The 23580-nt window shown below is 68.5% G+C and carries 18 protein-coding genes; 11 read left to right on the top strand and 7 right to left on the bottom strand.

Annotation, left to right across the window (positions count from 1 at the left end):
• Window positions 1–23: 23 nt before the first annotated feature.
• Entirely contained in the window at window positions 24–671 is a 648-nt protein-coding gene (locus DIE12_RS18650; RefSeq protein ID WP_124521353.1) for an SCO family protein, read from the bottom strand.
• 283 nt (window positions 672–954) lie between these two features.
• On the opposite strand from DIE12_RS18650, the gene otsB reads away from it, so the two are divergent.
• Both otsB and otsA read left to right on the top strand, forming a co-directional pair.
• Window positions 955–1707 carry a trehalose-phosphatase gene (gene otsB, locus DIE12_RS18645; RefSeq protein WP_124487418.1) on the top strand — a complete coding sequence of 251 codons (753 nt, stop codon included), beginning with the start codon at window positions 955–957 and terminating at the stop codon, window positions 1705–1707.
• Complete coding sequence (otsA, locus tag DIE12_RS18640; RefSeq protein ID WP_124521351.1) at window positions 1704–3080, top strand: alpha,alpha-trehalose-phosphate synthase (UDP-forming); 1377 nt, start codon at window positions 1704–1706, stop codon at window positions 3078–3080. The genes otsB and otsA overlap by 4 nt, the downstream gene beginning before the upstream one ends.
• A 108-nt stretch (window positions 3081–3188) precedes the next feature.
• Here otsA and DIE12_RS18635 read toward each other — a convergent pair whose 3' ends face one another.
• On the bottom strand, window positions 3189–5018 hold the full coding sequence (locus DIE12_RS18635; RefSeq protein WP_044844743.1) for an ABC transporter ATP-binding protein: 1830 nt from the start codon (window positions 5016–5018) through the stop codon (window positions 3189–3191).
• Window positions 5019–5581: 563 nt separating this feature from the next.
• Between DIE12_RS18635 and DIE12_RS18630 the strand changes: the two genes are divergently transcribed.
• The 3 genes from DIE12_RS18630 (at window position 5582) to DIE12_RS18615 (ending at window position 8187) form a co-directional block, all read left to right on the top strand.
• Complete coding sequence (locus tag DIE12_RS18630; RefSeq protein WP_044844742.1) at window positions 5582–6646, top strand: glycosyltransferase family 4 protein; 1065 nt, start codon at window positions 5582–5584, stop codon at window positions 6644–6646.
• Window positions 6647–6884: 238 nt separating this feature from the next.
• Window positions 6885–7685, top strand: a complete 801-nt coding sequence (locus DIE12_RS18620) for a hypothetical protein (RefSeq protein ID WP_124487414.1) — start codon at window positions 6885–6887, stop codon at window positions 7683–7685.
• Window positions 7686–7722: 37 nt separating this feature from the next.
• A complete protein-coding gene (locus tag DIE12_RS18615) occupies window positions 7723–8187 on the top strand; it encodes a DUF2214 family protein (RefSeq protein ID WP_124521349.1) in 465 nt (154 codons plus the stop codon).
• A gap of 70 nt (window positions 8188–8257) precedes the next feature.
• Here DIE12_RS18615 and gudD read toward each other — a convergent pair whose 3' ends face one another.
• The gene (gudD, locus tag DIE12_RS18610) at window positions 8258–9610 is read right to left on the bottom strand and encodes a glucarate dehydratase (RefSeq protein ID WP_124521347.1); all 1353 of its coding nucleotides are present in this window, start codon (window positions 9608–9610) and stop codon (window positions 8258–8260) included.
• A gap of 424 nt (window positions 9611–10034) precedes the next feature.
• On the opposite strand from gudD, the gene DIE12_RS18600 reads away from it, so the two are divergent.
• Window positions 10035–10796, top strand: a complete 762-nt coding sequence (locus DIE12_RS18600; protein WP_124487410.1) for a FadR/GntR family transcriptional regulator — start codon at window positions 10035–10037, stop codon at window positions 10794–10796.
• Window positions 10797–11015: 219 nt separating this feature from the next.
• On the opposite strand, the gene DIE12_RS18595 is transcribed toward DIE12_RS18600, so the two are convergent.
• From DIE12_RS18595 to pdxY, 3 genes are all read right to left on the bottom strand, one after another.
• A complete protein-coding gene (locus DIE12_RS18595) occupies window positions 11016–12164 on the bottom strand; it encodes a branched-chain amino acid ABC transporter substrate-binding protein (protein WP_044844737.1) in 1149 nt (382 codons plus the stop codon).
• Between the two features lie 358 nt (window positions 12165–12522).
• Entirely contained in the window at window positions 12523–14667 is a 2145-nt protein-coding gene (locus DIE12_RS18585; protein ID WP_124521345.1) for a phosphocholine-specific phospholipase C, read from the bottom strand.
• A gap of 378 nt (window positions 14668–15045) precedes the next feature.
• A complete protein-coding gene (pdxY, locus tag DIE12_RS18580; protein ID WP_124487408.1) occupies window positions 15046–15906 on the bottom strand; it encodes a pyridoxal kinase PdxY in 861 nt (286 codons plus the stop codon).
• A 174-nt stretch (window positions 15907–16080) separates the two neighbouring features.
• Between pdxY and DIE12_RS18575 the strand changes: the two genes are divergently transcribed.
• The gene (locus tag DIE12_RS18575) at window positions 16081–17142 is read left to right on the top strand and encodes an alpha/beta fold hydrolase (RefSeq protein WP_124487407.1); all 1062 of its coding nucleotides are present in this window, start codon (window positions 16081–16083) and stop codon (window positions 17140–17142) included.
• A 42-nt stretch (window positions 17143–17184) separates the two neighbouring features.
• Here DIE12_RS18575 and DIE12_RS18570 read toward each other — a convergent pair whose 3' ends face one another.
• Window positions 17185–18183 (bottom strand): LLM class flavin-dependent oxidoreductase, encoded by a 999-nt coding sequence (locus DIE12_RS18570; RefSeq protein WP_124487406.1) that lies wholly within the window; start codon window positions 18181–18183, stop codon window positions 17185–17187.
• 640 nt (window positions 18184–18823) lie between these two features.
• On the opposite strand from DIE12_RS18570, the gene hpnI reads away from it, so the two are divergent.
• From hpnI to DIE12_RS18550, 4 genes are all read left to right on the top strand, one after another.
• Window positions 18824–19999 (top strand): bacteriohopanetetrol glucosamine biosynthesis glycosyltransferase HpnI, encoded by a 1176-nt coding sequence (hpnI, locus tag DIE12_RS18565; RefSeq protein ID WP_124521343.1) that lies wholly within the window; start codon window positions 18824–18826, stop codon window positions 19997–19999.
• Between the two features lie 167 nt (window positions 20000–20166).
• On the top strand, window positions 20167–21609 hold the full coding sequence (hpnJ, locus tag DIE12_RS18560; RefSeq protein WP_308234889.1) for a hopanoid biosynthesis associated radical SAM protein HpnJ: 1443 nt from the start codon (window positions 20167–20169) through the stop codon (window positions 21607–21609).
• Between the two features lie 3 nt (window positions 21610–21612).
• Complete coding sequence (gene hpnK / locus DIE12_RS18555; protein ID WP_124487405.1) at window positions 21613–22497, top strand: hopanoid biosynthesis-associated protein HpnK; 885 nt, start codon at window positions 21613–21615, stop codon at window positions 22495–22497.
• The gene (locus DIE12_RS18550; protein ID WP_124521341.1) at window positions 22494–23534 is read left to right on the top strand and encodes an HpnL family protein; all 1041 of its coding nucleotides are present in this window, start codon (window positions 22494–22496) and stop codon (window positions 23532–23534) included. Before hpnK ends, DIE12_RS18550 begins: the two co-directional genes overlap by 4 nt.
• The last annotated feature ends 46 nt before the right edge of the window (window positions 23535–23580 follow it).

The raw sequence follows: 23580 nt of genomic DNA, 5'->3' as shown, positions 1-23580 counted from the left end.
TCGGAGATGTCGGAGTTCGGAATTCAGGAGGAGGTGGAGGCAGTGTCGATGATCCGGCGTACATCGGCGGCGATCGCGTCGGGCGAATCGCGGTCGGTCGCGAGCAGGCGCGCGCGGCCGTTCGCGTCGAAGATGTACACGGCCGAGCTGTGCGTGACTTCGTAGCCGCCGGACGGGTCGCGTTTTTCCATCTGGTACGCCACCCGATAGCGTTTCGCGAGCGATTCGATCTGGCCGTCGGTGCCGGTCAGGCCGCGCGCGTGCGCGGCATCGAACGCGGCGACGTACGACTGCATCGCCTGCGGCGTGTCGCGCGCGGGATCGACCGAGACGAACAGGATGCGCACGCCGTTCGCCTGCGGGCCGAGCTTCGCGAGCACTTCCATCAGCCGCGCCATCGTTTCGGGGCAGACGTCGGGACAGTGCGTGTAGCCGAAGTAGACGAGCGCGATGCGGCCGCGAAACGCGTTCGCGTCGACCGTGCGGCCGTCGCCGCCGGTGAGCGTGAACGACAGGTCGGGCAGGTGGCCCGTGACGTTGGTCAGGCGCCAGCCCGGCTCGTCGTGCGTGCAGGCCGCGAGCGCGACGGCGGCGGTCAGCGCCGCGGCCGCGCGGACGAGGCGGGTCAGGCTGAGGAAGCGCCAGTGCGGCGCGGGACGGGCAGACGACATCCTGGGGCTCGATCGGACGGAACGGTCGTCGGCCGGCGCGGCGCCATGCGTCGCGCGGCCGGCGGTTGCCGACTGTAGCGCAATTCCCGCGCCCGCGTCCTTTCGAAACCCGTACGGCACGGGCGAGCGGGGCAATATGTCGCAGTTGACGCGGACGGCGGCGCGAGGCAAGCCCCGCACCGGTTTCGCCCATCTCGGTACGCAGGCGCGGTAAGATGCGCACAATTCCATTCTCGCAGCGGCGGCCCCCGCGTTGGCAGGCCGCTCTCAGACCATCGAATCGATGCAATCCGTTCCGGCTTCCCTGTCCCTGACCGATACCGCGTTCTTTTTCGACTTCGACGGCACGCTCGTCGAGCTGGCGCCGACGCCCGACAGCATTCACGTGCCGGCGTCGCTGCTGACGCTGCTCGATGAACTGCGGCGCCGTTCGCACGGTGCAGTCGCCATCGTGTCGGGTCGCGGCATCGACAACCTCGACACGTTCCTGAACATGCCGGACCTGCCGATCGCCGGCCTGCACGGCGCCGAGCGGCGCGACGCGAACGGCGACACGCAGCGCATCGGCTTCAACGACGAACGGCTGCTGCGCATCGAGCGCGAGCTCGCGGCCGTCGTCGACCGTCATCCGGGCATGCTGCTCGAAATCAAGGGGGCGGCCGTCGCGCTGCACTACCGCAACGCGCCCGAGCGTGAGCCGGCCGCGCGCGCGGCGGCCGAGCGCCTCGTCGCCGAATATGCGGATGCGTACGTGCTGCAGCCCGGCAAGATGGTGTTCGAGATCAAGCCGAAGGGTGTCGACAAGGGGCGCGCGCTGGCCGCGTTCCTCGACGAGCCGCCGTTCGCAGGCCGCGTGCCGCTGTTCGCGGGCGACGACCTGACCGACGAGAAGGGATTCGCGGTGGTCAACGCGCGCGGCGGCCTGTCGATCAAGGTCGGCGCGGGCGAGACGTCGGCCCGCACGCGGCTCGACTCGGTCGACGCGCTGCACGCGCAGATCGCCCGCTGGCTTGGCGCGGAGCTGCAGGGCGCATGAGTCGACTCATCATCGTTTCGAACCGCGTCGCCCCGATTTCGGAAGGCGAGCCGGCGGCGGGCGGTCTCGCGATCGGCGTCTACGATGCGCTGAAGGAGACGGGCGGCATGTGGTTCGGCTGGAGCGGCGAGGTGGTCGCGTCCGGTGCGCCGCAGATCCGCATCGAGGAGCGCGGCCCCGTGACGTTCGCGACCGTCGGGCTGTCGCGCCGCGATTACGACCAGTATTACCGCGGTTTCTCGAACGCGACGCTGTGGCCCGCGTTCCATTACCGCGCGGACCTGATCCAGTACGACCGCCACGAGTTCGACGGCTACGGCCGAGTGAACGTCTGGCTCGCGCAGCAGCTCGTGCCGCTGCTGCGGGACGACGACGTGATCTGGGTGCACGACTATCACTTGATCCCGTTCGCGCGTGCGCTGCGTGCGGCCGGCGTGAAGAACCGCATCGGCTTTTTCCTGCACATTCCGTTTCCGGCCGCGCAGGTGCTCGTCAACGTGCCGCCGCATCGCGAGCTCGTCGAGTCGCTGTGCGCGTTCGATCTGCTCGGCTTCCAGACCGAGCCGGACCTGCGCGCGTTCTGCGACTACATCGAGTTCGAGGCCGGCGGCGAAGTGGCGCGCGAAGGGCACACGGTGCGCGTGAGCGCGTTCGGCAACACGCTGCGCGCGGCCGCCTATCCGATCGGCGTGTATCCGGACGAGATCGCGTCGCTCGCGCAGGCGGGCGAGCACGGCAAGGCCGCGCGCATGGCCACGTCGCTGCGCGGGCGCCAACTGATCATGAGCGTCGACCGGCTCGATTATTCGAAGGGGCTCGTCGAGCGGTTCCGCGCGTTCGAGAAGCTGCTGGAGCACCAGACCTCGATCCGCAACCGCGTGTCGTTCCTGCAGATCGCACCGTCGACGCGCGCCGATCTGCGCGCGTACCAGGACATCCGCCTGCAGCTCGAAGCGGAGTCGGGGCGCATCAACGGCCGCTATGCGGAGCTCGACTGGGCGCCGATCCTCTACATTCACCGCCAGTACGATCGGCAGGTGCTGGCCGCACTGTATCGCCTCGCCCGCGTGGGCTTCGTGACGCCGCTGCGCGACGGGATGAACCTGGTCGCGAAGGAGTACGTGTCCGCGCAGAATCCGGACGATCCGGGCGTGCTGGTGTTGTCGCGCTTCGCGGGCGCCGCGCGCGAGCTGACGGGCGCGTTGATCGTCAATCCGATCGACATCGACGGGATGGCCGATGCGCTGTCGCAGGCGCTGACGATGCCGCTCGCGGAGCGGCGCGCGCGTTATGCGGACATGATCGCGCAGCTGCGCGAAAACAACGTGTCGGTGTGGCGCGACAACTTCCTGCGCGACCTGCAGCGCGCGTAATCCGCGTGCAGCGCGGCGACGGTCGCGCTGCGCCATGAAAAAACCGCCGTGCTTCGCGCACGGCGGTTTTTTTATCGGCTGCCAGGACGGGATGCTGCCTGGGCGGCGTCAGGCCACGCGTTCGCCGGTCGGCGCGGTGCCGTCGGGGGCGTGATGGCGGCCGTGCTGCTTTGCGAGCAGGTCGCGGTACAGGCCCGGACGATTGCGCAGCACGTCGGGGCTGCCGTCGTCGATCACCTTGCCGTTGCTCATCACGATGATCCGGTCGAAGTTGCGCAGCGTCGACAGCCGGTGCGCGATCGCGATCACCGTGCGGCCGACCATCAGGCGGTCGAGCGCACTCTGGATCGCTTCCTCGGATGCGCTGTCGAGTGCGGACGTCGCTTCGTCGAGCAGCAGGATCGGCGCGTCCTTCAGGATCGCGCGCGCGATCGCGATGCGCTGGCGCTGGCCGCCCGACAGTTTCACGCCGCGGTCGCCGACGATCGTGTCATAGCCTTCCGGCATCGCCTCGATGAACTCCGAGCAGCGGGCGTCGCGCGCGGCGGCGAGCACTTCCTCGCGGGTCGCCTCGGGGCGGCCGTACGCGATGTTGTCGTAGATGGTCCGGTGCAGCAGCGAGATGTCCTGCGGCACGAGCGCGATCGCATGGCGCAGGCTGTCCTGCGTGATCGCCTTCACGTCCTGGCCGTCGACCATCACGGCGCCGTCCTGCGTGTCGTAGAAGCGCTGCAGCAGCGCGAGCACGGTCGACTTGCCGGCGCCCGACTTGCCGATCAGGCCGACGCGCTGGCCCGGTTCGATATGGAGATCGAAGTGGTCGAGGATTGCGCGGCGATGCGGATACGCGAACGTCACGCGTTCGAAATCGACGCGGCCGCCCTTGGCCGACAGCGGCTGCGCGTCGGAGCGGTCCGGCATCCCGTGCGGCTCGAGCAGCGTCTTCACGGCTTCGGACAGGCGTGCAACGTGCTGCGTGACGTCGACGAGCGCGACGGCGAGGTCGCGGGTGCCGTGCAGGATCGTGAAGCCGAGCGAGCTGACGAGCACGATGTCGCCCGAGGTCGCGCGGCCCTGGTCCCACAGCCACAGCGCCCAGCCGAGCAGGCCGGCGGACAGCATCGCGGTGATCACCGCGTGCAGCAGGCGCAGCTTCTCGAGGTAGAACAGGCTTTGCTGGCGCGCGTCCATCTCGGCCTTCACCGTCGCGCCGAAGCGCTTCTGTTCGCGCAGCGTCATCCCGAATGCGCGCACGAGGCCCATGTTGCCGATCACGTCGACGAGCTCGCCGTCGACCGCGGCGGCCTTCGACGCGAACGCGTGATGGCGCGCGGAGCCGCGCCCGGCGAGCTTGAACAGCACGACGGAGAGCACGGCCGAACAGCCGAGCAGGCCGGCGGCCATCAGCGGGTTCACGACGATGATCATCAGGATCGCGCCCATCACCGCGATGCACGGCGGCAGCACGTTCCACGCCATCGTGTTCTCCGACGTATAGACGGCGTTCGACGTGGCGGTGATGCGGCTCGCGAGCGTGCCCGGCTGCTTTTCCGAGTAGTAGGTCGGCGAATGGCCGATCAGGTACTGGAACAGGTCGCGCCGCAGGTCGCCGGTGACCGCGACGAACGTGTGCGCGGCGGCCCAGCCGCCGACGCGCCACAGCAGGTTGTCGGCCGCGATCAGGCCGACGAGCAGCGCGAACGCGCTCCACAGCGGGCCCGGATGATGGCGCCCGGTCGCGAGCACGTCGATCAGGTGCTTGATCGCGTATTGCGAGCCGAGCGCGCAGCCGACGGCGGCCAGCACGCTGCAGAGCACGACCAGGTGCGCGACCGGATGCAGGCGGATGTAGCGGAACAGGAACGCGATCGGCCGATGCGCGTAGCTCGACAGCTTCGCGTTGTGGGCGTTGCGCTGGGCAGGGGTGAGAGATTCCAAAATATGCGTGCGGTGATTCGGTGGTTGAGCGGATCGTCAGGATCGCAGCCCACGGCCGCCCGGACTGAATAATCCGGCATTGTAAACAAGGCCGTGCATTGCGCAGCGCGAATCTTGCCTTGGTCAGGGGCGCGCGATCAATTTTGAGATAAAATCCGGCATCCGTCCTGCCGCGTGCACCGGAATCACGATGCCGGCCGTGGCGGATGACTCGGAACGCCAAAAAGAGCCTTCCACTCTAGAACGGACACCCAAGTCCGCGGGTTGCAAAGTGTTGCGCCTTTGTAACAAAGCAAAGAGTTTGAAATGTTGTGCGCCGTATCGGGATTAACCCTAGATAATCGGCTCCGGGTTCGATTCCAGGTTTTTACGAACCCCTGTCAACGGGTCTTCGTTTCAAACGTTCTATGCCTGTCGCGTCGCCGACGCTCCTTGAGCAGCGCGGGTTCGACGCCCCCGGCAGGCTGATTCGTCCGATTTTTCGGATGAAATGCATCCAGCCCGGACCGCCGGCAGGTTGCCGACCCATACCTGGTTTTTAGCCGATTTTTTAGGAGTTACGCATGCGAATCGCCCAAATCGCTCCGTTGCACGAAGCGGTGCCCCCGAAACTGTACGGTGGTACCGAGCGAGTGGTGTCCTACCTCACCGAAGCACTTGTCGAGATGGGGCATGACGTCACGCTCTTCGCGAGCGGCGATTCGCAAACGTCGGCGAAGCTCGAAGCGTGCTGGCCGCAGGCACTGCGCCTCGACCCGACGATCCGCGACGTGATGGCTCCGCATATGCTGCTCCTCGAGCAGGTGCGCCGCCGCGCGGAAGAGTTCGACGTCCTGCACTGCCACATCGACTACTACCCGTTCTCGCTGTTCTCGCGCCAGCCGGTCCCGCATCTGACGACGATGCACGGCCGTCTCGACCTGCCGGAACTGCAGCCGATCTTCAATGCGTTCAGCGACGTGCCGGTCGTGTCGATCTCCGATAACCAGCGTATCCCGCTGCCGCAGGCGAACTGGCTGTCGACCGTGTACCACGGCCTGCCGGAAAACCTGCTGACGCCGATCCCGAACGTGAAGCCGAGCTACCTCGCGTTCCTCGGCCGCATCTCGCCGGAAAAGCGCGTCGACACCGCGATCCGCATCGCCGAGCAGGCCGGCCTGCCGATCAAGATCGCCGCGAAGCTCGACAAGGCTGACCGCGCGTACTACGAAGAGAAGATCAAGCCGCTGTTCGCGCTGCCGCACGTCGAGTACATCGGCGAAATCAGCGAGTCGGAAAAGACCGAATTCCTGGGCAATGCGCACGCGCTGCTGTTCCCGATCGACTGGCCGGAGCCCTTCGGCCTGGTGATGATCGAGGCGATGGCGTGCGGCACGCCGGTGATCGCGTTCAAGCGCGGCTCGGTGCCGGAAGTGATCGAGAACGGCGTGTCGGGCTTCGTCGTCGAAGACGAACTGTCGGCCGTCGCGGCGCTCAAGCGCCTCGATACGCTGCCGCGCGAGAAGGTGCGCGCCGCGTTCGAAGCCCGTTTCTCGTCGAAGGTGATGGCGCAGAACTATGTGAAGGGCTACGAGGAACTGCTGCGCCAGAAGCGCCGCACCGTCCTGCGCGAAGTCAACGCAGGCTGATGCCGGGCCGCCGGCCGCACCGCGGCTGAGGCCCCGTCATCGACGCCCCGTCCGGGTCTCCGGCGGGGCGTTGTCACATCTGCGGCGCGGATCTGTTGTATTCTCGCCGCGCCCGGCGCCACGAACGGCCGCGGAAGCGGTCCGGCACGCCATCCGGCCGTCTGTCCAGACGGTAATGTCCCTATAATGGCCGTGCCGTGAAATCCGGCCCCGCACGAACATCGAGAGGAGAGCAGTCTTGGCGAGAACGAAAACCACGCGCGCAGCACCGGCCCCCGGCGCCGGCGTGATCTTCGCGTTGCGCGCGATCGGTCTCGTGCTGCTCGCGCGCTGGCTGTTCTCGATGTCCCAGATGGGCTATCGCGCGTCGCTGTCGGCGATGGTGTCGTCGCCCTGGGCGTTCGTCTATCTCGTCCTGATCTTCCTGCTGCTCGCGCTGCCGGGCGCCGTCGCGCGCGCCGAGCGGCCGTTCCATCCGCTGCCGCAGTGGCTGCGCCAGGCGCTGCGGGTCTTCGCGCTGATCGGTTTCCTGTTCGCCGTGTGGTCGATCGGCGCATTCGCGTGGGCGGCCGGCTGGCGCCGCGCGCTGCACGCGGTGACGGCGACCAACGGCTGGCTCGTCGCCGCGCCGGCGCTGTATGCGGCGATCGTCTGGATGTGCCGCCCGCGGCCGCTGTGGCGCACCAACGTGGCCGCGCGCCGCTTCGCGGTCGGCCGCTACGCGATCTCGCTCGACACGCTCACGCGTACCGCGATCGTCTGGATGGAGAGCCGCAAGGTCGGTCAGTACGACGCGCGCGAACTGTCGGTGCGCTGGCCCGGCCGGGTCGCGCCCGCCGCGGGCGAGCAGGGTGCGCAGCCGGCCGCCGTGCCGCCGCGTCGCGGCAGCCTGTTCCGGCGGCCGAAGGTGGAGCTGCTGTGGGATTCGCCGGCGGCCGTCGGCCATAACCGGCAGATCGTGATGCGCGCGCCGCTCGCGACCGAGGGCGACCGCGTCGCGGTGCTCGCGCTCGACGCGGCGCTCAAACAGATCGTCTGACAAGGCCTGCGCGGCGCGCGGGCGACAAGGAGGCGCAATGATCGTCCGCTGGTTGCTGGCAGCCGTTCACCTGATGGCATTCGGCGTCGCGTTCGCCGCGATCGCGGGACGCAACCGTGCGCTGCGCCGGGTCATCGCGTCGGCGCAGGCCGCCGACCTGCCCGGCGTGTTCAAGGCCGACGCGGCTTGGGGATTGTCCGCGCTGGTACTGATCGCGACCGGGCTCACGCGCGCATTCGGCGGCTTCGAGAAGGGCTCGGCGTACTACCTTCATGAGCCGCTCTTTCACCTCAAGATGACCGCGCTCGTGCTGATCCTCCTGCTCGAGATCGTGCCGATGCTCGGGCTGATCCGCTGGCGCATCGCCGCGCGGCAGCAGCAGATGCCCGATCTGGGCCGCGCACGGACCTATGTGCGGATCGGCCACTGGCAGGCCGTGCTCGTGATGGTGATCGTGCTCGCCGCGTCGGGGATGGCGCGGGGGATTGGGGCGGCCGGCTAGGTCTGGCCGACTAGGCCCGGCCGGCCGCGCATGCCGACCGGGCGGACCCGCCGCCCGTTTCGTCCCGCGCTCAGCGCACGAGGCAGGGGCGCTTGTTGTTGAACGTCCACCCCGGAATCAGATACTGCATCGCGGCCGCGTCGTCGCGCGCGCCGAGCCCGTGCTGCTTGTACAGTTCGTGCGCGACCGCGACCGCCTCCATGTCGATGTCGATGCCGAGGCCCGGACGCTTCGGCACTTCCACGAGCCCGTTCTCGATCTTCAGCGGCTCGCGCGTCAGCCGTTCGCCGTCCTGCCAGATCCAGTGCGTGTCGATCGCGGTGACATGGCCGGGCGCGGCGGCCGCGACGTGCGTGAACATCGCGAGCGATACGTCGAAGTGGTTGTTCGAATGCGAGCCCCACGTGAGGCCCCAGTCGCGGCACATCTGCGCGACGCGCACCGAGCCCTGCATCGTCCAGAAGTGCGGATCGGCGAGCGGGATGTCGACCGCCTGCAACTGCACCGCGTGGCCCATCTGGCGCCAGTCGGTCGCGATCATGTTGGTGGCCGTCGGCAGCCCGGTCGAGCGGCGGAATTCGGCCATCACCTCGCGGCCCGAATAACCGTTCTCCGCGCCGCACGGATCTTCCGCATACGCGAGCACGTGATGCAGGTCGCGGCACAGCCGCACGGCCTCGTCGAGCGACCATGCGCCGTTCGGATCGAGCGTCACGCGCGCTTCGGGGAAGCGCTCGGCAAGCGCCGTCACGGCGTCGACCTCGCGCGCGCCTTCGAACACGCCGCCCTTCAGCTTGAAGTCGTTGAACCCGTAGCGCGCATGCGCGGCTTCGGCGAGGCGCACGACCGCCTCGGGCGTCAGCGCGGCTTCGTCGCGCACGCGGGTCCAGTCGTCCGTCGCGCAGCGGCCGTCGCGATAGGGCAGCGCAGTTTGCGTGCGATCGCCGATGTAGAACAGATAGCCGAGCATCTCGACGCGCTCGCGCTGCTGCCCTTCGCCGAGGAGGGCAGCCACGGGCACGCCGAGATGCTGGCCGAGCAGGTCGAGCAGCGCGGCTTCGAGCGCGGTGACCGCGTGGATCGTGGTGCGCAGGTCGAAGGTCTGCAGGCCGCGGCCGCTCGCATCGCGGTCGGCGAAGGTGCACCGCACGTCGTTGAGCACCGCATGGTAGTTGCCGACCGGCTGACCGACGACGAGCGCGCGCGCGTCCTCCAGCGTGCGGCGGATGCTTTCGCCGCCCGGCACCTCGCCGACGCCGGTCCGGCCCGCGCTGTCCTTCAGGATCACGAGGTTGCGGGTGAAGAACGGGCCGTGCGCGCCGCTCAGGTTGAGCAGCATGCTGTCGTGGCCGGCGACCGGAATGGCTTGCAGGTCGACGATGCGCGGCGTGTCATGGGAAGGCGAGGCAGTGACGGCGTTCATGGCGGCGGTGGCAAAAGAGTGGGCAATGCCGTGCGGCAAAATCTTTGCTGCGCGCGGCGGGAGGTGCGATCATTCGACAACCGACGTGCGCGGTGCGCAAGCCCCGCATGTCGACAGCAACCCGAAAGGATGGGGGCGACCCGCTCGATGCCGGTGTCGCGACAGGCCGGAGCACGCGCGCAAGCGCGCTTCGATCGGTCCCGAAACCGGGCGCCGGCAGCCGCGCAGAAGCGCGAATGCCGGCCGATCGCGAACCACGGGACCGGGCAGTGCTGGAGCGCCAGCCTCGGTCGACAGGAGATCCGTGTCGCGATCATCAGTCGTCGGATGACTTGTGACGCAGTATAATGAATCATCGGCGTTCGCTCAAACCCCGCGTAAACCCTCGGCTCACATTACGATCATTCAAAAAGGAACCGGCCTCATGTCCGTGCCCACGCTTCCCGCAGCGCCGCGCCGTCGCGCACGCAGCCTCGCACAAGATGTCGTCGACGCGCTGACCGCGCAGATCGAAAACGGCACGCTGCGTCCCGGCGACAAGCTGCCGACCGAAACCGAAGTCATGGCGGCGCAGGGCGTCAGCCGCACGGTCGTGCGCGAAGCGATCTCGCGGATGCAGGCGAGCGGCCTCGTCGAGACGCGCCACGGCATCGGCAGCTTCGTGCTCGAGCCGGCGCGCCGGCAGACGCTCGGCATCGATCCCGCGACCATCACGACGCTGCGCGACGTGCTGGCGGTGCTCGAGCTGCGCATCAGCCTCGAAAGCGAATGCGCGAGCCTCGCCGCGCAGCGCGCGAACGATACCGACCTCGCCGCGTTGCGGCGCGCGCTCGACGCGATTGCGTCGGGGGCGGGCGGCGGCCGTGACACGGCACCACTCGATTTCCAGTTCCACCTGCAGATCGCGCAGTCCACCGGCAACCGCTATTTCGTCGACATCATGACGCAGCTCGGCGCGTCGATCATTCCGCGCACGCGCGTGAATTCGGCGCGCTTCGCCGGCGACGACCTCGAGCGCTATGTCGGCCGGCTCAATCACGAGCATGAAGACATTTACGAGGCGATCGCGCGTCACGACCCGGAAGCCGCGCGCGCCGCGATGCGCACGCACCTGACCAACAGCCGCGAGCGGCTGCGCCGTGCGCACGAAGCGGCCGAGGCGGAACGCGACACGCAGGCCAGCTGACGCGTGGCCGCTGACACGGCCTGCGCGGTGGCGCAGGTCATGACGAATATCGCCATAACATCAGTCATCGTATGAGATCGGTGCGATTGCGCCGATCGTTTTAGTGCCGGCGGCAGATCGTCCGGTCACCTGCATCGTGCGAGGGGCGGCGGGGCAGCGTTCCCGCCGCCGCCCGCGCCCCGGGGCGGCCCGGCTACCCGGACCGCCGGTCCTGCCCGATCAGCCCCCCTTCGTCACGATGGTCTTCCACGCGCCGCTCTTCACCTGGTACAGCGTCGACATCCCGCTCTTCAGCGAGCCGTCGTTCGCGAACGAGATGCGGCCGGTGACGCCTTCGAAGTCGACCTTCTTCAGCGCCGGGCGATAGACCTTCGGGTCGGTCGAGTTGGCCGCCTGCATCGCCTTGATCGCCGCCCACGCCGCGTCGTAGCCGAACTGCGCGTACGACAGCACGTCGACGCCGAAGCGCTTCTTGAAGCGCTGCTCGAAATCCTTGCCCTGCGGCAGCTCGTCGAGCGGCCGCCCGTATTCCCACGCCATCGCGCCTTCCGCGGCCGGGCCGGCGATCTTGATGAACTCGTTGTCCTTCACACCGCCGCCGCCGACGAACTGCGCGTTCAGCCCGAGCTGGCGCATCTGCTTGATGAAGTTCGCGGCGAGCGAGTCGAGACCGCCGAAGAAGATCAGGTCGGGGTTCTTGCCCTTCAGGCTCGTGATCTGCGCGCGGAAGTCGACCGCCTGGTTGCTGGTGAACTCGCGGCCGATGATGTTGCCGCCGGCCGCCTTCACGGCCTTCTCGAACTCGTCGGCCTCACCCTGGCCGAACGCGGTGCGGTCGTCGATGATCGCGATGCGCTTCGCCTTGGTCACGTCGACCGCGTACTTGCCCGCGTTGCCGGCGTTCTGGCCGTCGGTCGCGATCACCATGAACATGTTCGCGAGCCCGCGCGACGTGAGCGTCGGGTTGGTCGCGGCCGGGTCGATCACCGGAATGCCGGCCTTGTCGTAGACCACCGACGCCGGAATCGTCGTGCCCGAGTTGAAGTGGCCGACCACCACCGACACGTTCTGGTCGACGAGCGCCTGCGCGGCCTGCACGCCGATGCGCGGGTCGGCCTGGTCGTCCTGCACGACCAGGTCGAAATGCACGGGCTTGCCGGCGATCTGCACCTTCTGCGCGGCGGCGTCGTCGAGCGCGAGCTGCACGCCGTTCTGGAGATCCTTGCCGTAGCCGGCGTTCACGCCGGTGAGCGGCGCGGCAAAGCCGACCTTCACGTCGGACGCGTCGGCGGCCTGGGCGGCGTGTTGCGAGAGAAGGGCTACCGCGGATACGACCGATACCGACAACAGGGAATGACGGAATGTCATGTTCGTTCCTCTTGTTCTAACACCAGCGGGTGGGTACCGCACGCAGCCGGCGGGCCGGGCGCGTGCGACGGGCGGGCGGTTCGACCGCTTCTCGGAATCGGACGTGGAGGTCGGCTTGCTGATGCTTCCCGGAAAGGACCTCCCGTCAGGCTCTGCGAGGAGCCCCGATCGTCTCGATATATAGGTCGCCGATATGCGCGGGTCTTGGCAATTTGCCGCGCATTCGATGCGGATTTGCGCACAGCTTCCGCGCGAGCGCGGGCGGCTGGTATCGGGAGTTTCCCGTCACGAATGAACGGGAGGCGGGTGCGGGCGGGCGGCGCAACCCCCAGAGGGGGCCGCGCCGCGTTCGCCGTCGTCAGTCGGACAGGGCGTCCGACGCGGCTTCGGCGTCGTCATGCGACGCGTTCGTGCGGATCGCCGGGTCGCTCGTGCTCGGGCGGCCGGTCTCCACGTGGCCCGCGAAACGGCGCAGGAAGCCGAGCGGGCGGCCGTCGCTGACGGTCAGGTCGTACCAGCCGTGGCTGCCGCGCAGATCCCAGTAGTCGTCGACGTGCATACCCGGCTTGAGGTCGAACTCGCGCGCATGGCCGTGGCCGTAGGCGCTCGTCACCCTGAGCCGCACGGCCTGGTGGCCGCGGTTCATCAGGCGCAGCGTGATGTTGCCGTTCGCGACGTCGTAGCCGTAGATCACCTCGGGGTTGATGCTCGCGGGGCCGACCGCCATCGCCGCGGGACTGCGGAAGTGGCAGTAGAAGCCGTTCGGGCCGTACACGTCGAGGTCGTACAGGCCGAGCGACGGCGCCGGGCTCCACAGGTCGGAGAGCCGCTTGCCGGCGTCGACCGTGTAGGTCCACGGGCCGTCGACACGATTGCGCGCCTGGACCTGGAACGCCGCGCCCGCGGTGCCGGTGTTCGCGAAGGTCAGCCGGAACTGGCCGCTCGCATTGTCGATCCGGCCGTGCACGAACAGTTCGTACGGCAGCGCGCGCGCCGGACGCAGGCCTGCCTCCTGCTTCGGCAGATGCTGGACGACCGGCGGCACCGGGATGTAGTCGGGGTGACGGTTGCGGTCGGGCGGCGCGTAGCCGCTCGTGTCCGGGAGCTGCGGCCAGCTTGCGTCGGGCGTCGCGAAGTCGAACGCGGACGTCAGGTTGCCGCACACCGTGCGGCGCCACGGCGACACGTTCGCCGCGGTGACCGCGTACTGCGCGCCGAAGCGTGCTTCGATGAATTGCAGCAGCGACGTGTGATCGAAGGTCTGCGAGCAGACCCAGCCGCCCTTGGTCCACGGCGACACCACCAGCATCGGCACGCGCGGCCCGAGCCCGTACGGGCCGGCCATGTGCGACGCGTCGCCGGCGAATGCCTCGTTGGTCGTCGCGACCGTCGACAGCCCGTTCTCGCGCGACTGCGGTGCGAACGGCGGCGGCACGTGGTCGAAGAAGCCGTCGTTCTCGTCGTAGGTGATGAAGAGCGCGGTCTTGCTCCACACGTCCGGATTCGATACGAGCACCTTCAGCACCTGCTCGATGTACCACGCGCCGTAGTTCGCCGGCCAGTTCGGGTGCTCCGAGTACGCTTCCGGCGCGCAGATCCACGACACCTGCGGCAGCGTGCCGTTCTTCACATCCTGCTGCAGCACGTCGAACAGCGTGCCGCCGGCGCTGATGTTGGTGCCGGTGCGCGCCTTGTCGTACAGCGGCGTGCCGGGCAGCGCGCTGCGGTACTGGTTGAAGTAGAGCAGCGCGTTGTCGCCGTAGTTGCCGATGTACGGGTTCTGCGTCCAGCCCCACGAGCCGTTCGCGTCGAGCCCCGTGCCGACGTCCTGGTAGATCTTCCACGACACGCCGGCCTGCTCGAGCACTTCCGGATAGGTCGTCCAGCCGTAGCCCTTTTCCTCGTTGCCGAGCACCGGGCCGCCGCCCGTGCCGTCATTGCCGACGTAGCCGGTCCACATGTAGTAGCGGTTCGGGTCGGTCGAGCTCGGGATCGCGCAGTGGTACGCGTCGCAGATCGTGAACGCGTCGGCGAGCTGGTAGTGGAACGGGATGTCGTCGCGCTTCAGGTACGCCATCGTCGTGGTGCCCTTGTTCGGCACCCACTGGTCGTAGCGGCCCTTGTTCCATGCGGCGTGCATGTCCTGCCAGCCGTGCGGCAAGTCCTGCAGGAACTGCAGGCCGAGCTTGTCGGCGCCCGGGTGGAACGGCAGCAGCTCGGCCGGGCCGACCGGCTGATGGAACACCGACTTGCCGCTCGCGAGGCGCAGCGGGCGCGGGTCGCCGAATCCGCGGACACCACGCATCGTGCCGAAGTAATGGTCGAACGAACGGTTCTCCTGCATCAGGATCACGATGTGTTCGATATCGCGGATCGTGCCGGTACGGCGGTTCGCGGGGATGGCGAGCGCATCGCGGATCACGGGCGGGAACAGGTTCAGTGCGGCTGCGCCGGCGGTGCCGGCGGCGACGCGCAGGAAGTCACGACGGTTCGATCGGGTCATGGTCGTTATCGTGCGTTAAAGGGGGGAGCCGGTTGGCGGGACATGCGGAAAATGGACGCGCCCCGTGGCGCAGGATGCGGCTGCGCCGGGTCGTGCCGCCGCGAGCATAGCGAGAAATCGGTGTCATTCATGTGAAGTCCGGAAACGTTTGCAGGCGCGGCGTTGAACGGACAACGGCCGACGGTCGCGGTGCAACGGGCAGCGGGGACGCGGATAGCGGGAAAGCGGGAAAGCGGGAAAGCGGGAAAGCGGGAAAGCGGGAAAGCGGGAAAGCGGGAAAGCGGGACAGCGGGACAGCGGACAGCAGGACAGCAGGACAGCAGGACAGCAGGCAGCAGATGGCGCTTGACGCGCGCCGGCGATGCGGATGCAGCGGCGTCAGGCGTCCGTCACCCACGCGCCGAACCATTCGCTCGGGCGCGCGATTTCGTCCTGCGCGGCGACGAGTTCGAGCTCGTAGCGGCGTGCGTCGTAGGTTGCCTTCACGACCGCGTGCACCGCCGCGAGCGTGTGCTCGAACGCGGCGCGCACCGAGTCGCCGCGCAACCGGCGCGCGACGAAAATGGCGCTGGTGAGGTCGCCGACACCGACCGGATGGCGCGGAAACGCATACAGCGGGCGCTGGCCGATCCACGCTTCGGTCTCGGTGACGGCGAGCATGTTGAAGCGGTCGGCCGGGCTGCTGCGGTCGTGCAGGTGCTTGACGAGGATGATTTTCGGCCCGCGGCGGATCAGCGCGCGGCACGCGTCGACGGCTTCGGCGACGGTCTCGATGCGCCGCCCGGCGAGCTTCTGGAGCTCGGTGTGGTTCGGCGACATGCCGTCCGCGAGCGCCGGCATCTCCGCGACGATGAATTCCTCGACGCCGGGTTCGGGGCGGATGCCGCCCGTCTGGCCCATCGCCGGATCGCAGAAGTACCACGCGTTCGGGTTCATCGCCTTCACCGAGCGCACGATCTCGACCGTCGCGCGCGCCTGCGCCGGCGAGCCGAGGAAGCCGGACAGTACCGCGTCGCAGCGCTTGAGCGCGCCGATCGCGGCGACGCCGTCGACCAGCTGCTCCATCTTCGCGGCGTCGATCGCGCTACCGGCCCAGTGGCCGTACTGCATGTGATTCGACAGCTGGACGGTGTTGAGCGGCCAGACGTTGACGCCGAGGCGCTGCATCGGGAACACGGCCGCGCTGTTGCCGGCGTGTCCGTAGATGACGTGCGACTGAATGCTGAGGACGTTTTTCATGAGCGTTCGCCTGCAGGCGTTTCAGGGTCTCGTCACACGATACCCGAGTTCGTCGCGTGCGCGGAAGTCGCTCGGCCGACGAGTGTTGCGCGCCGTCGTCAGCCCGACCGCGTAGAATCGCGGGGCGTGAAGCCGCCCGGCTGACCGCGTGCATTTCCCATTACCGTGAGCGCCATGCCTTCGAATTGCAAGATGTTCTCCCTCGCGCGCGCGGCCGTGCTCGGCGCGGGCGTCGCCGCCGCATGCGCGACGTCGGTCGCGGTCGCCGTCCCGGCACCGGCCGGCAACGACGGGCCCGCGTACGGCCCTCGCCTGGAAGGCTTCGCCTATCCGGAGCCGGTGCATCGCTACGCGTTCGTGTCGCAGCGCGACACCCTCGAGATGATGTACATGGACGTGCAGCCGGCGCACCCGAACGGCCGCACCGTCGTGCTGCTGCACGGGAAGAACTTTTGCGCGGCGACCTGGGAAGACACGATCGGCGTGCTGAGCCGCGCCGGCTATCGCGTGATCGCGCCGGACCAGATCGGCTTCTGCAAGTCGTCGAAGCCCGAGCGCTACCAGTACAGCTTCCAGCAGCTCGCGCGCAACACGCATGCGCTGCTCGAGTCGGTCGGCGTGAAATCGGCGACGATCGTCGGCCATTCGACGGGCGGGATGCTCGCGATGCGTTACGCGCTGATGTACCCGAAGGCGACCGAGCAGCTCGTGCTGGTGAACCCGATCGGCCTCGAGGACTGGAAGGCGCTCGGCGTGCCGCCGCTGTCGGTCGACTACTGGTACGCACGCGAGCAGAAGACGACGGCGGACGGCATCCGCCGTTACGAGCAGGCGACCTACTACGCGGGCAAGTGGGCGCCGTCCTACGAGCGCTGGGTGCAGATGCTCGCCGGCATGTATCGCGGCCCGGGCCGCGACGCGGTCGCGTGGAACTCGGCGCTGATCTACGACATGATCCTCACGCAGCCGGTGGTCTACGAACTCGGCGCGATACGCGTGCCGACGCTGCTGCTGATCGGCGACAAGGACACGACCGCGATCGGCAAGGACGTGGCGCCGCCGGACGTGCACGCGAAGCTCGGCCGTTACCCGGAACTCGCGAAACGCACGCAGGCGGCGATTCCCGGCGCGCAGCTCGTCGAATTCCCGGCGCTCGGGCACGCGCCGCAGATCCAGGATCCGGACGCGTTCCACAAGGCGCTGCTCGACGGGATGGGGGCGGTGCACCCGCAGTGACGCGCAGGCGGGCGCACCCGCCTGGGTGGGCCGCCCGCCGGGTCAGCGGGTTTCGTTCGCGAGTTCGTCGCGGATCTGCGCGGCCAGCTCGAACGAGCGCACGCGCGCGGCGTGATCGTAGATCTGCGCGGTGATGATCACCTCGTTAGCGCCGGTTTGCGCGATCCGGTCGCGCAGCTTGTCGCGCACCGTGTCGCGCGAGCCGACGGCCGCGAACGACAGCGCATGCGCGACGTTCGCGAGTTCGAACTCGCTCGCCTCGAGCGCGTCGACGGGCGGCGGCAGCTTGCCGGGCGTGCCGCGGCGCAGGTTGATGAACTGCTGCTGCAGCGACGTGAAGAGGCGCCGCGCCTCGTCGTCGGTATCGGCCGCGAACACGTTGACGCCGACCATCGCATGCGGCTTCGGCCACGCGGCCGACGGCCGGTACTGCGCGCGATAGACTTCGAGCGCGCGCATCAGGTAGTCCGGCGCGAAGTGCGACGCGAACGCGAACGGCAGCCCGAGCATCGCGGCGAGTTGCGCGCTGAAGAGGCTCGAACCGAGCAGCCACACGGGCACGTCCAGCCCCGCGCCGGGCACCGCGCGCACGCGCTGGCCGGGCACCGGTTCCGCGAAGTAGCGCTGCAGCTCGGCGACGTCGTCCGGAAACGAGTCGGCGCTGCCGATCAGGTCGCGGCGCAGCGCGCGCGACGTGGTCTGGTCGGTGCCGGGCGCGCGACCGAGCCCGAGGTCGATGCGCCCCGGATACAGCGACGCGAGCGTGCCGAACTGCTCGGCGATCACGAGCGGCGCATGGTTCGGCAGCATGATCCCGCCCGAGCCGACGCGGATCGTCTTCGTCGCTCCCGCCACGTGGCCGATCACGACGGCCGTCGCCGCGCTCGCGATGCCGGGCATGTTGTGATGTTCGGCGAGCCAGTAGCGGCGATAACCGAGGCGCTCCGCGTGCTGCGCGAGATCGACGGTGTTGCGGAACGCCTGCGCGGCGTCTGCGCCGGCGGGAATGGGGGCGAGATCGAGTACGGAAAACGGAATCATCGGGTGGCCTTCGGAAGGGAGGGGCGCGGTGATGCGGATGCGCAACAGTTGGCGATGATTTTGCCAAAGGGTTCCGGAACGCGCTGGCGACGCGCGGATACCCATGCGCCTTTCAGGGGCGCAAGGTGGCGCGGGCAACTGTTGCAAAAATCAATCTAATCACCGAATAATTACCGATCTTTACGGCGATTGGGCATGTCTTCGCATCGACATACAAATTTCCACGAAACGTTTGATTTTCAAGACTGCAATCCGCCTGCAAAGTGCTTACGCTAACGTGAACGAGGTGGCACCGGAATGGTTCCCCGGCCGCACAGCTTTGCCGAAATCGCAGTAGTCCGTTTCGCGTGGTGCCAAGCGCGGGGTGGCGCGGGCTGCTAAAATCCGGCGCCTGTCCATGTTGTGCCGACGGTAGCCATTAGAATCTTCCCGCATCCCGTCCGGGCATCGCGCGAGGATGTGCCACGCGATGCCGGGCATGGCCGCTTTCGGGGAAATGGGCCGTGCCTCCCCATTACACAGACGCTGCTGGAACAAGGAGTCGGGTCGTGCCCGCGTTCGTTGCTGTCGGAATACCCAATCACGTTCAACCCGGTTCGATCGGTCGGCAGGGCGCCCGCGTCGCCGGAGGGCGTCGCGCATGACGCCGACCGTCACGCTGCTCGACTGGCTCCTGACCGTGTTCACGCTGGCTGCGGCCGGCTATGCGTTCGTCGCGGCGTTCGCGCCGCGCCCGCGCACGCCGCGCACCGCCGCACGCGACGGTTTCGAGCCCGTCAGCGTGCTCAAGCCGCTGTGCGGCGCCGAGCCGCACCTGTACGAGAACCTCGCGACGTTCTGCGAACAGCGCCACCCGCGCCATGAAGTGCTGTTCGGGGTCGCGTCGGCCTCCGATCCGGCGGTCGCCGTGGTCGAGCGGCTGCGCGCCGATTATCCGGAATGCGACATCACGCTCGTGATCGACGCGCGCGTGCACGGCAAGAACCTGAAGGTCAGCAACCTGATCAATCTCGCCGAACGCGCGAAGTACGGCCGCATCGTGATCGCGGACAGCGACATCGCGGTGAAGCCGGACTATCTGGAGCGCGTGACGGCGCCGCTCGCCGACGCGTCGGTCGGGGTCGTCACGTGCCTGTATCATGCGCGCAGCGTCGGCGGGTTCTGGACGCGGATCGGCGCGCAGTTCGTCGATGCGTGGTTCGCGCCGTCGGTACGGATCACGCACCTCGGCCGCTCGAGCCGCTTCGGTTTCGGCGCGACGCTCGCGCTCACGCGCGACACGCTCGAGCGGATCGGCGGTTTTCTCGCGTTGAAGGACGAGCTGGCCGACGACTTCTGGCTGGCCGAGCTGCCGCGCCGCCTCGGGCGGCGCACCGTGCTGTCCGAGGTCGAGGTCGCGACCGACGTGATCGAGCCGTCGTTCGGGCCGCTCTGGCACCGCGAGACGCGCTGGCTGCGCACGATCCGTTCGCTGAACCCGGCCGGCTTCGCGTTCCTGTTCATCACGTTTACCGCGCCGTGGCTCGCGATCGGCGCGGCGCTCGCGCTGCGTCTCGACGGCACCATCGCCGGCACGCTGGCGGGTGGCGCGGCCGTGGTGGGCGCGTTCGGGCGGCTGGTGCTGCACGCGCGCGGCGAGGACGGCTGGCGCGCGTTCTGGCGCGACCTGCCGCTCGTCGCGGTGCGCGACACGCTGCTCGCGCTCGAATGGCTCGCGGCCGTGTTCGGCACGCACGTCGTGTGGCGCGGCGCGCGGATGACGGTCGTCGGCGGCGAACGCGCGACGGTGATCGTGGAGGGCGGGGACGGCCGCTGACGTACGTTCCCCGAAGGGAACCGGCGATGCGCCCGGTCCCGATCGAATCCGGCCCGAAGGCCGAGACGCGTTGCGCGGCCACGTCGCGCGACGCGACATGACAGAGAGGCGGGCGCCGGCAGGGCGGCCCGCGGTTGATTGACTGAATCGTTGAAACGAATCGAACTATGCAGGCTACCGGAGCATTCATGAAAACGCTGTTCTTGCAGGCCCCTTCGTATGACGGCTTCGACGGCGGAGCCGGCTCGCGCTATCAGGCGAAGCGCGAAATCCGTTCCTTCTGGTACCCGACGTGGCTCGCGCAGCCGGCCGCGCTCGTGCCGGGCAGCCGCGTCGTCGACGCGCCGGCCGACGGCCTGTCGGTCGAGGAAACGCTGAAGATCGCCAACGACTACGATCTCGTGATCATCCACACGAGCACGCCGTCGTTCCCGACCGACGCGATGTTCGCGCAGGATCTGAAGAAGATGAAGCCGTCGATGCTGGTCGGCATGGTGGGCGCGAAGGTGATGGTCGATCCGCACAACTCGCTCACGGCGAGCGACGCGATCGACTTCGTGTGCCGCGAGGAATTCGACTACACCTGCAAGGAAATCGCCGAAGGCAAGCCGTTCCCCGAGATCAAGGGCTTGAGCTGGCGCGCGAAGGACGGCTCGATCGAGCACAACGAAGCGCGTCCGATCCTCGAGAACATGGACGAACTGCCGTTCGTCGCGCCCGTCTACAAGCGCGACCTGAAGATCGACAACTACTTCATCGGCTACCTGAACTACCCGTACGTGTCGATCTACACGGGCCGCGGCTGCAAGTCGCGCTGCACGTTCTGCCTGTGGCCGCAGACGGTCAGCGGCCACCGCTACCGCACGCGCTCGGTCGAGAACGTGCTCGCGGAAGCGAAGTGGATCCGCGACAACATGCCGGAAGTGAAGGAGCTGATGTTCGACGACGACACCTTCACCGACGACCTGCCGCGCGCCGAAGCGATCGCCATCGGCCTGGGCAAGCTCGGCATGACGTGGTCGTGCAACGCGAAGGCGAACGTGCCGTACAAGTCGCTGAAGATCATGAAGGAAAACGGCCTGCGCCTGCTGCTGGTCGGCTTCGAATCCGGCGACGACCAGATCCTCGTGAACATCAAGAAGGGCGTGCGCACCGATTTCGCGCGCCGCTTCAGCGCGGACTGCAAGAAGCTCGGGATCAAGATCCACGGCACCTTCATCCTCGGCCTGCCGGGCGAGACGCAGGACACCATCAAGAAGACGATCGAGTACGCGAAGGAAATCAATCCGCACACGATCCAGGTGTCGCTCGCCGCGCCGTATCCGGGCACGACGCTTTACAAGCAGGCCGTCGAGAACGGCTGGATGGAAGAGAACAAGACCATCAACCTGGTCAGCAAGGAAGGCGTGCAGCTCGCGGCGATCGGCTATCCGCACCTGTCGCGCGACGAGATCTATCACCATCTCGAGCAGTTCTATCGCCAGTTCTACTTCCGCCCGTCGAAGATCTGGGAGATCGTCCGCGAGATGCTGACGAGCTGGGACATGATGAAGCGTCGCTTGCGCGAAGGCGTCGAGTTCTTCCGCTTCCTGCGCGCGCACGAGGCCTGATTCGTGGCGACGCAGCGGGCGGCGCGGGCGCTGATCTTCACCGCGGACGACTTCGGGCTGCATCCGCGCGTCAACGCGGCGGTCGAGCGCGCGCATCGCGACGGCGTGCTGAACGCCGCGAGCCTGATGGTCGGTGCGCCCGCGGCGCAGGACGCGATCGAACGCGCGCGGCGCCTGCCGTCGCTCGCGGTCGGCCTGCATCTCGTCCTCGCGGACGGGCCGGCCACGCTGCCCGCGCATGACATTCCCGCGCTCGTCGGCCGCGACGGGCGCTTCGGCGATGCGATGGCGAAGGACGGCTGCCGCTTCTTCTTCCTGCCGCACGTGCGTGCGCAGCTGCGCCGCGAGATCCGCGCGCAGTTCGACGCGTTCGCGGCGAGCGGCCTGCCGCTCGACCACGTGAACGCGCACAAGCATTTCCACCTGCATCCGACCGTGCTGTCGATGATCATCGAGATCGGCCGCGACTACGGGCTGCGTGCGGTGCGGCTGCCGTACGAAACGCGCGCGCCCGCGCTGCTCAAGCCGTGGATCGCGCTGGTGCGCGCGCGGCTCGACCGTGCGGGGCTCGCGCACAACGACTACGTGGTCGGCATCGAGCATACGGGCGCGATGGACGAGCGCGTGCTGCTCGACGCGCTCGCGGCGCTGCCGCCCGGGGTCGGCGAGATCTACTGTCATCCGGCGGAAGCCGGGGACGGCCCGATCACGCCGACGATGGCCGCTTACCGGCCGGTCGACGAACTGGATGCGCTGCTGTCGCCGCGCGTCGCGGCCGCGCTGAAGGCCGCGGGCGTCGCGACCGGCGGTTTTGCCGACGTGTTCGGCCAGCCGGCGGCGCGGCGCGGCACGCACGCGTCGCGCGAAGCGGGGGCGCAGCCGTCATGACCAAGTGGATCAAATGGCTCGGCTGGCCGATCGGCATCGGGATCCTGCTCGCGCTCGGGCTGCACGAAGGCATCGGCGACGTGACGCGGATGCTCGAGCGCGCCGGCTTCGCGCTGCTGTGGCTCGTGCCGTTCCATGCGCTGCCGCTGCTGCTCGACGCGTATGCGTGGCACCAGCTGCTCGACCGGCGCGCGTCGCTGTCGTTCCTGTGGTGGGTCGCGACCGTGCGTGAAGCGGTGAACCGGCTGCTGCCGGTCGTCGGGATCGGCGGCGAGCTGGTCGGGATCCGGATGGCGCGCTGGCAGGTGCCCGACGCGAGCCGCGTGACCGCGTCGGTGATCGTCGAGGTGCTGGTGACGATCGTCGTCCAGTATGCGTTCGCGGCGCTCGGCCTCGTGCTGCTGCTCGCGACGACGCACGACATGGGCGGCGGCACGATCGGCCTCGCGCTGCTGCTGACCCTGCCGCTGCCGGTGCTCGGCGTCGTGCTGATGCGGCGCGGCGGGATCTTCCATGCGATCGAGCGGTTCGCGGGGCGTCTGCTCGGCGATTCGCACCGGTTGCTGCAGGGCGTCGACGGCCGCCGCCTCGACGGCGACATCGACGCGCTGATGTCGCGCACGCCGCTGCTGTTCAGTGCGTTCTTCTGGCAGCTGTCCGGCTACGTGCTCGGCGCGCTCGAAATCTACTGGGCGCTCGCGCTGCTCGGTCATCCGGTCTCGATCGGCGGCGCGATCGCGATCGAGGCGATGACGCAGGCCGTGCGGCATGCGGCGTTCATGGTGCCGGGCGGTCTCGGCGTGCAGGAGGCGACCGTCGTGCTGCTCGCGCAGATGTTCGGCGTCGATCGCGAGACGGCGCTGTCGCTCGCGCTGGTCAAGCGCGGCCGCGAGGTGCTGTTCGGCTGTCTCGCGCTCGGGTCGTGGCAACTGGCCGAGCTGGTGCGCACGCGCCACCGGATCAAGGCGGTGCCGGCCGGGCCGCGCACCCCGCAAGCGGGCCGCGAGGCCCAGGTGCAAACCGAAACGACGCATTGATCACGAGACGGGCCGCGCGGTCCGTCTCGCGCTTTTGGCGTTGCGC

This window comes from Burkholderia sp. Bp9015, assembly GCF_003853505.1.
Taxonomy (GTDB): domain Bacteria; phylum Pseudomonadota; class Gammaproteobacteria; order Burkholderiales; family Burkholderiaceae; genus Burkholderia.
The sequence above is the reverse complement of the archived record's forward strand: the minus strand, read 5'-3'. Positions and strand labels throughout refer to the sequence as shown.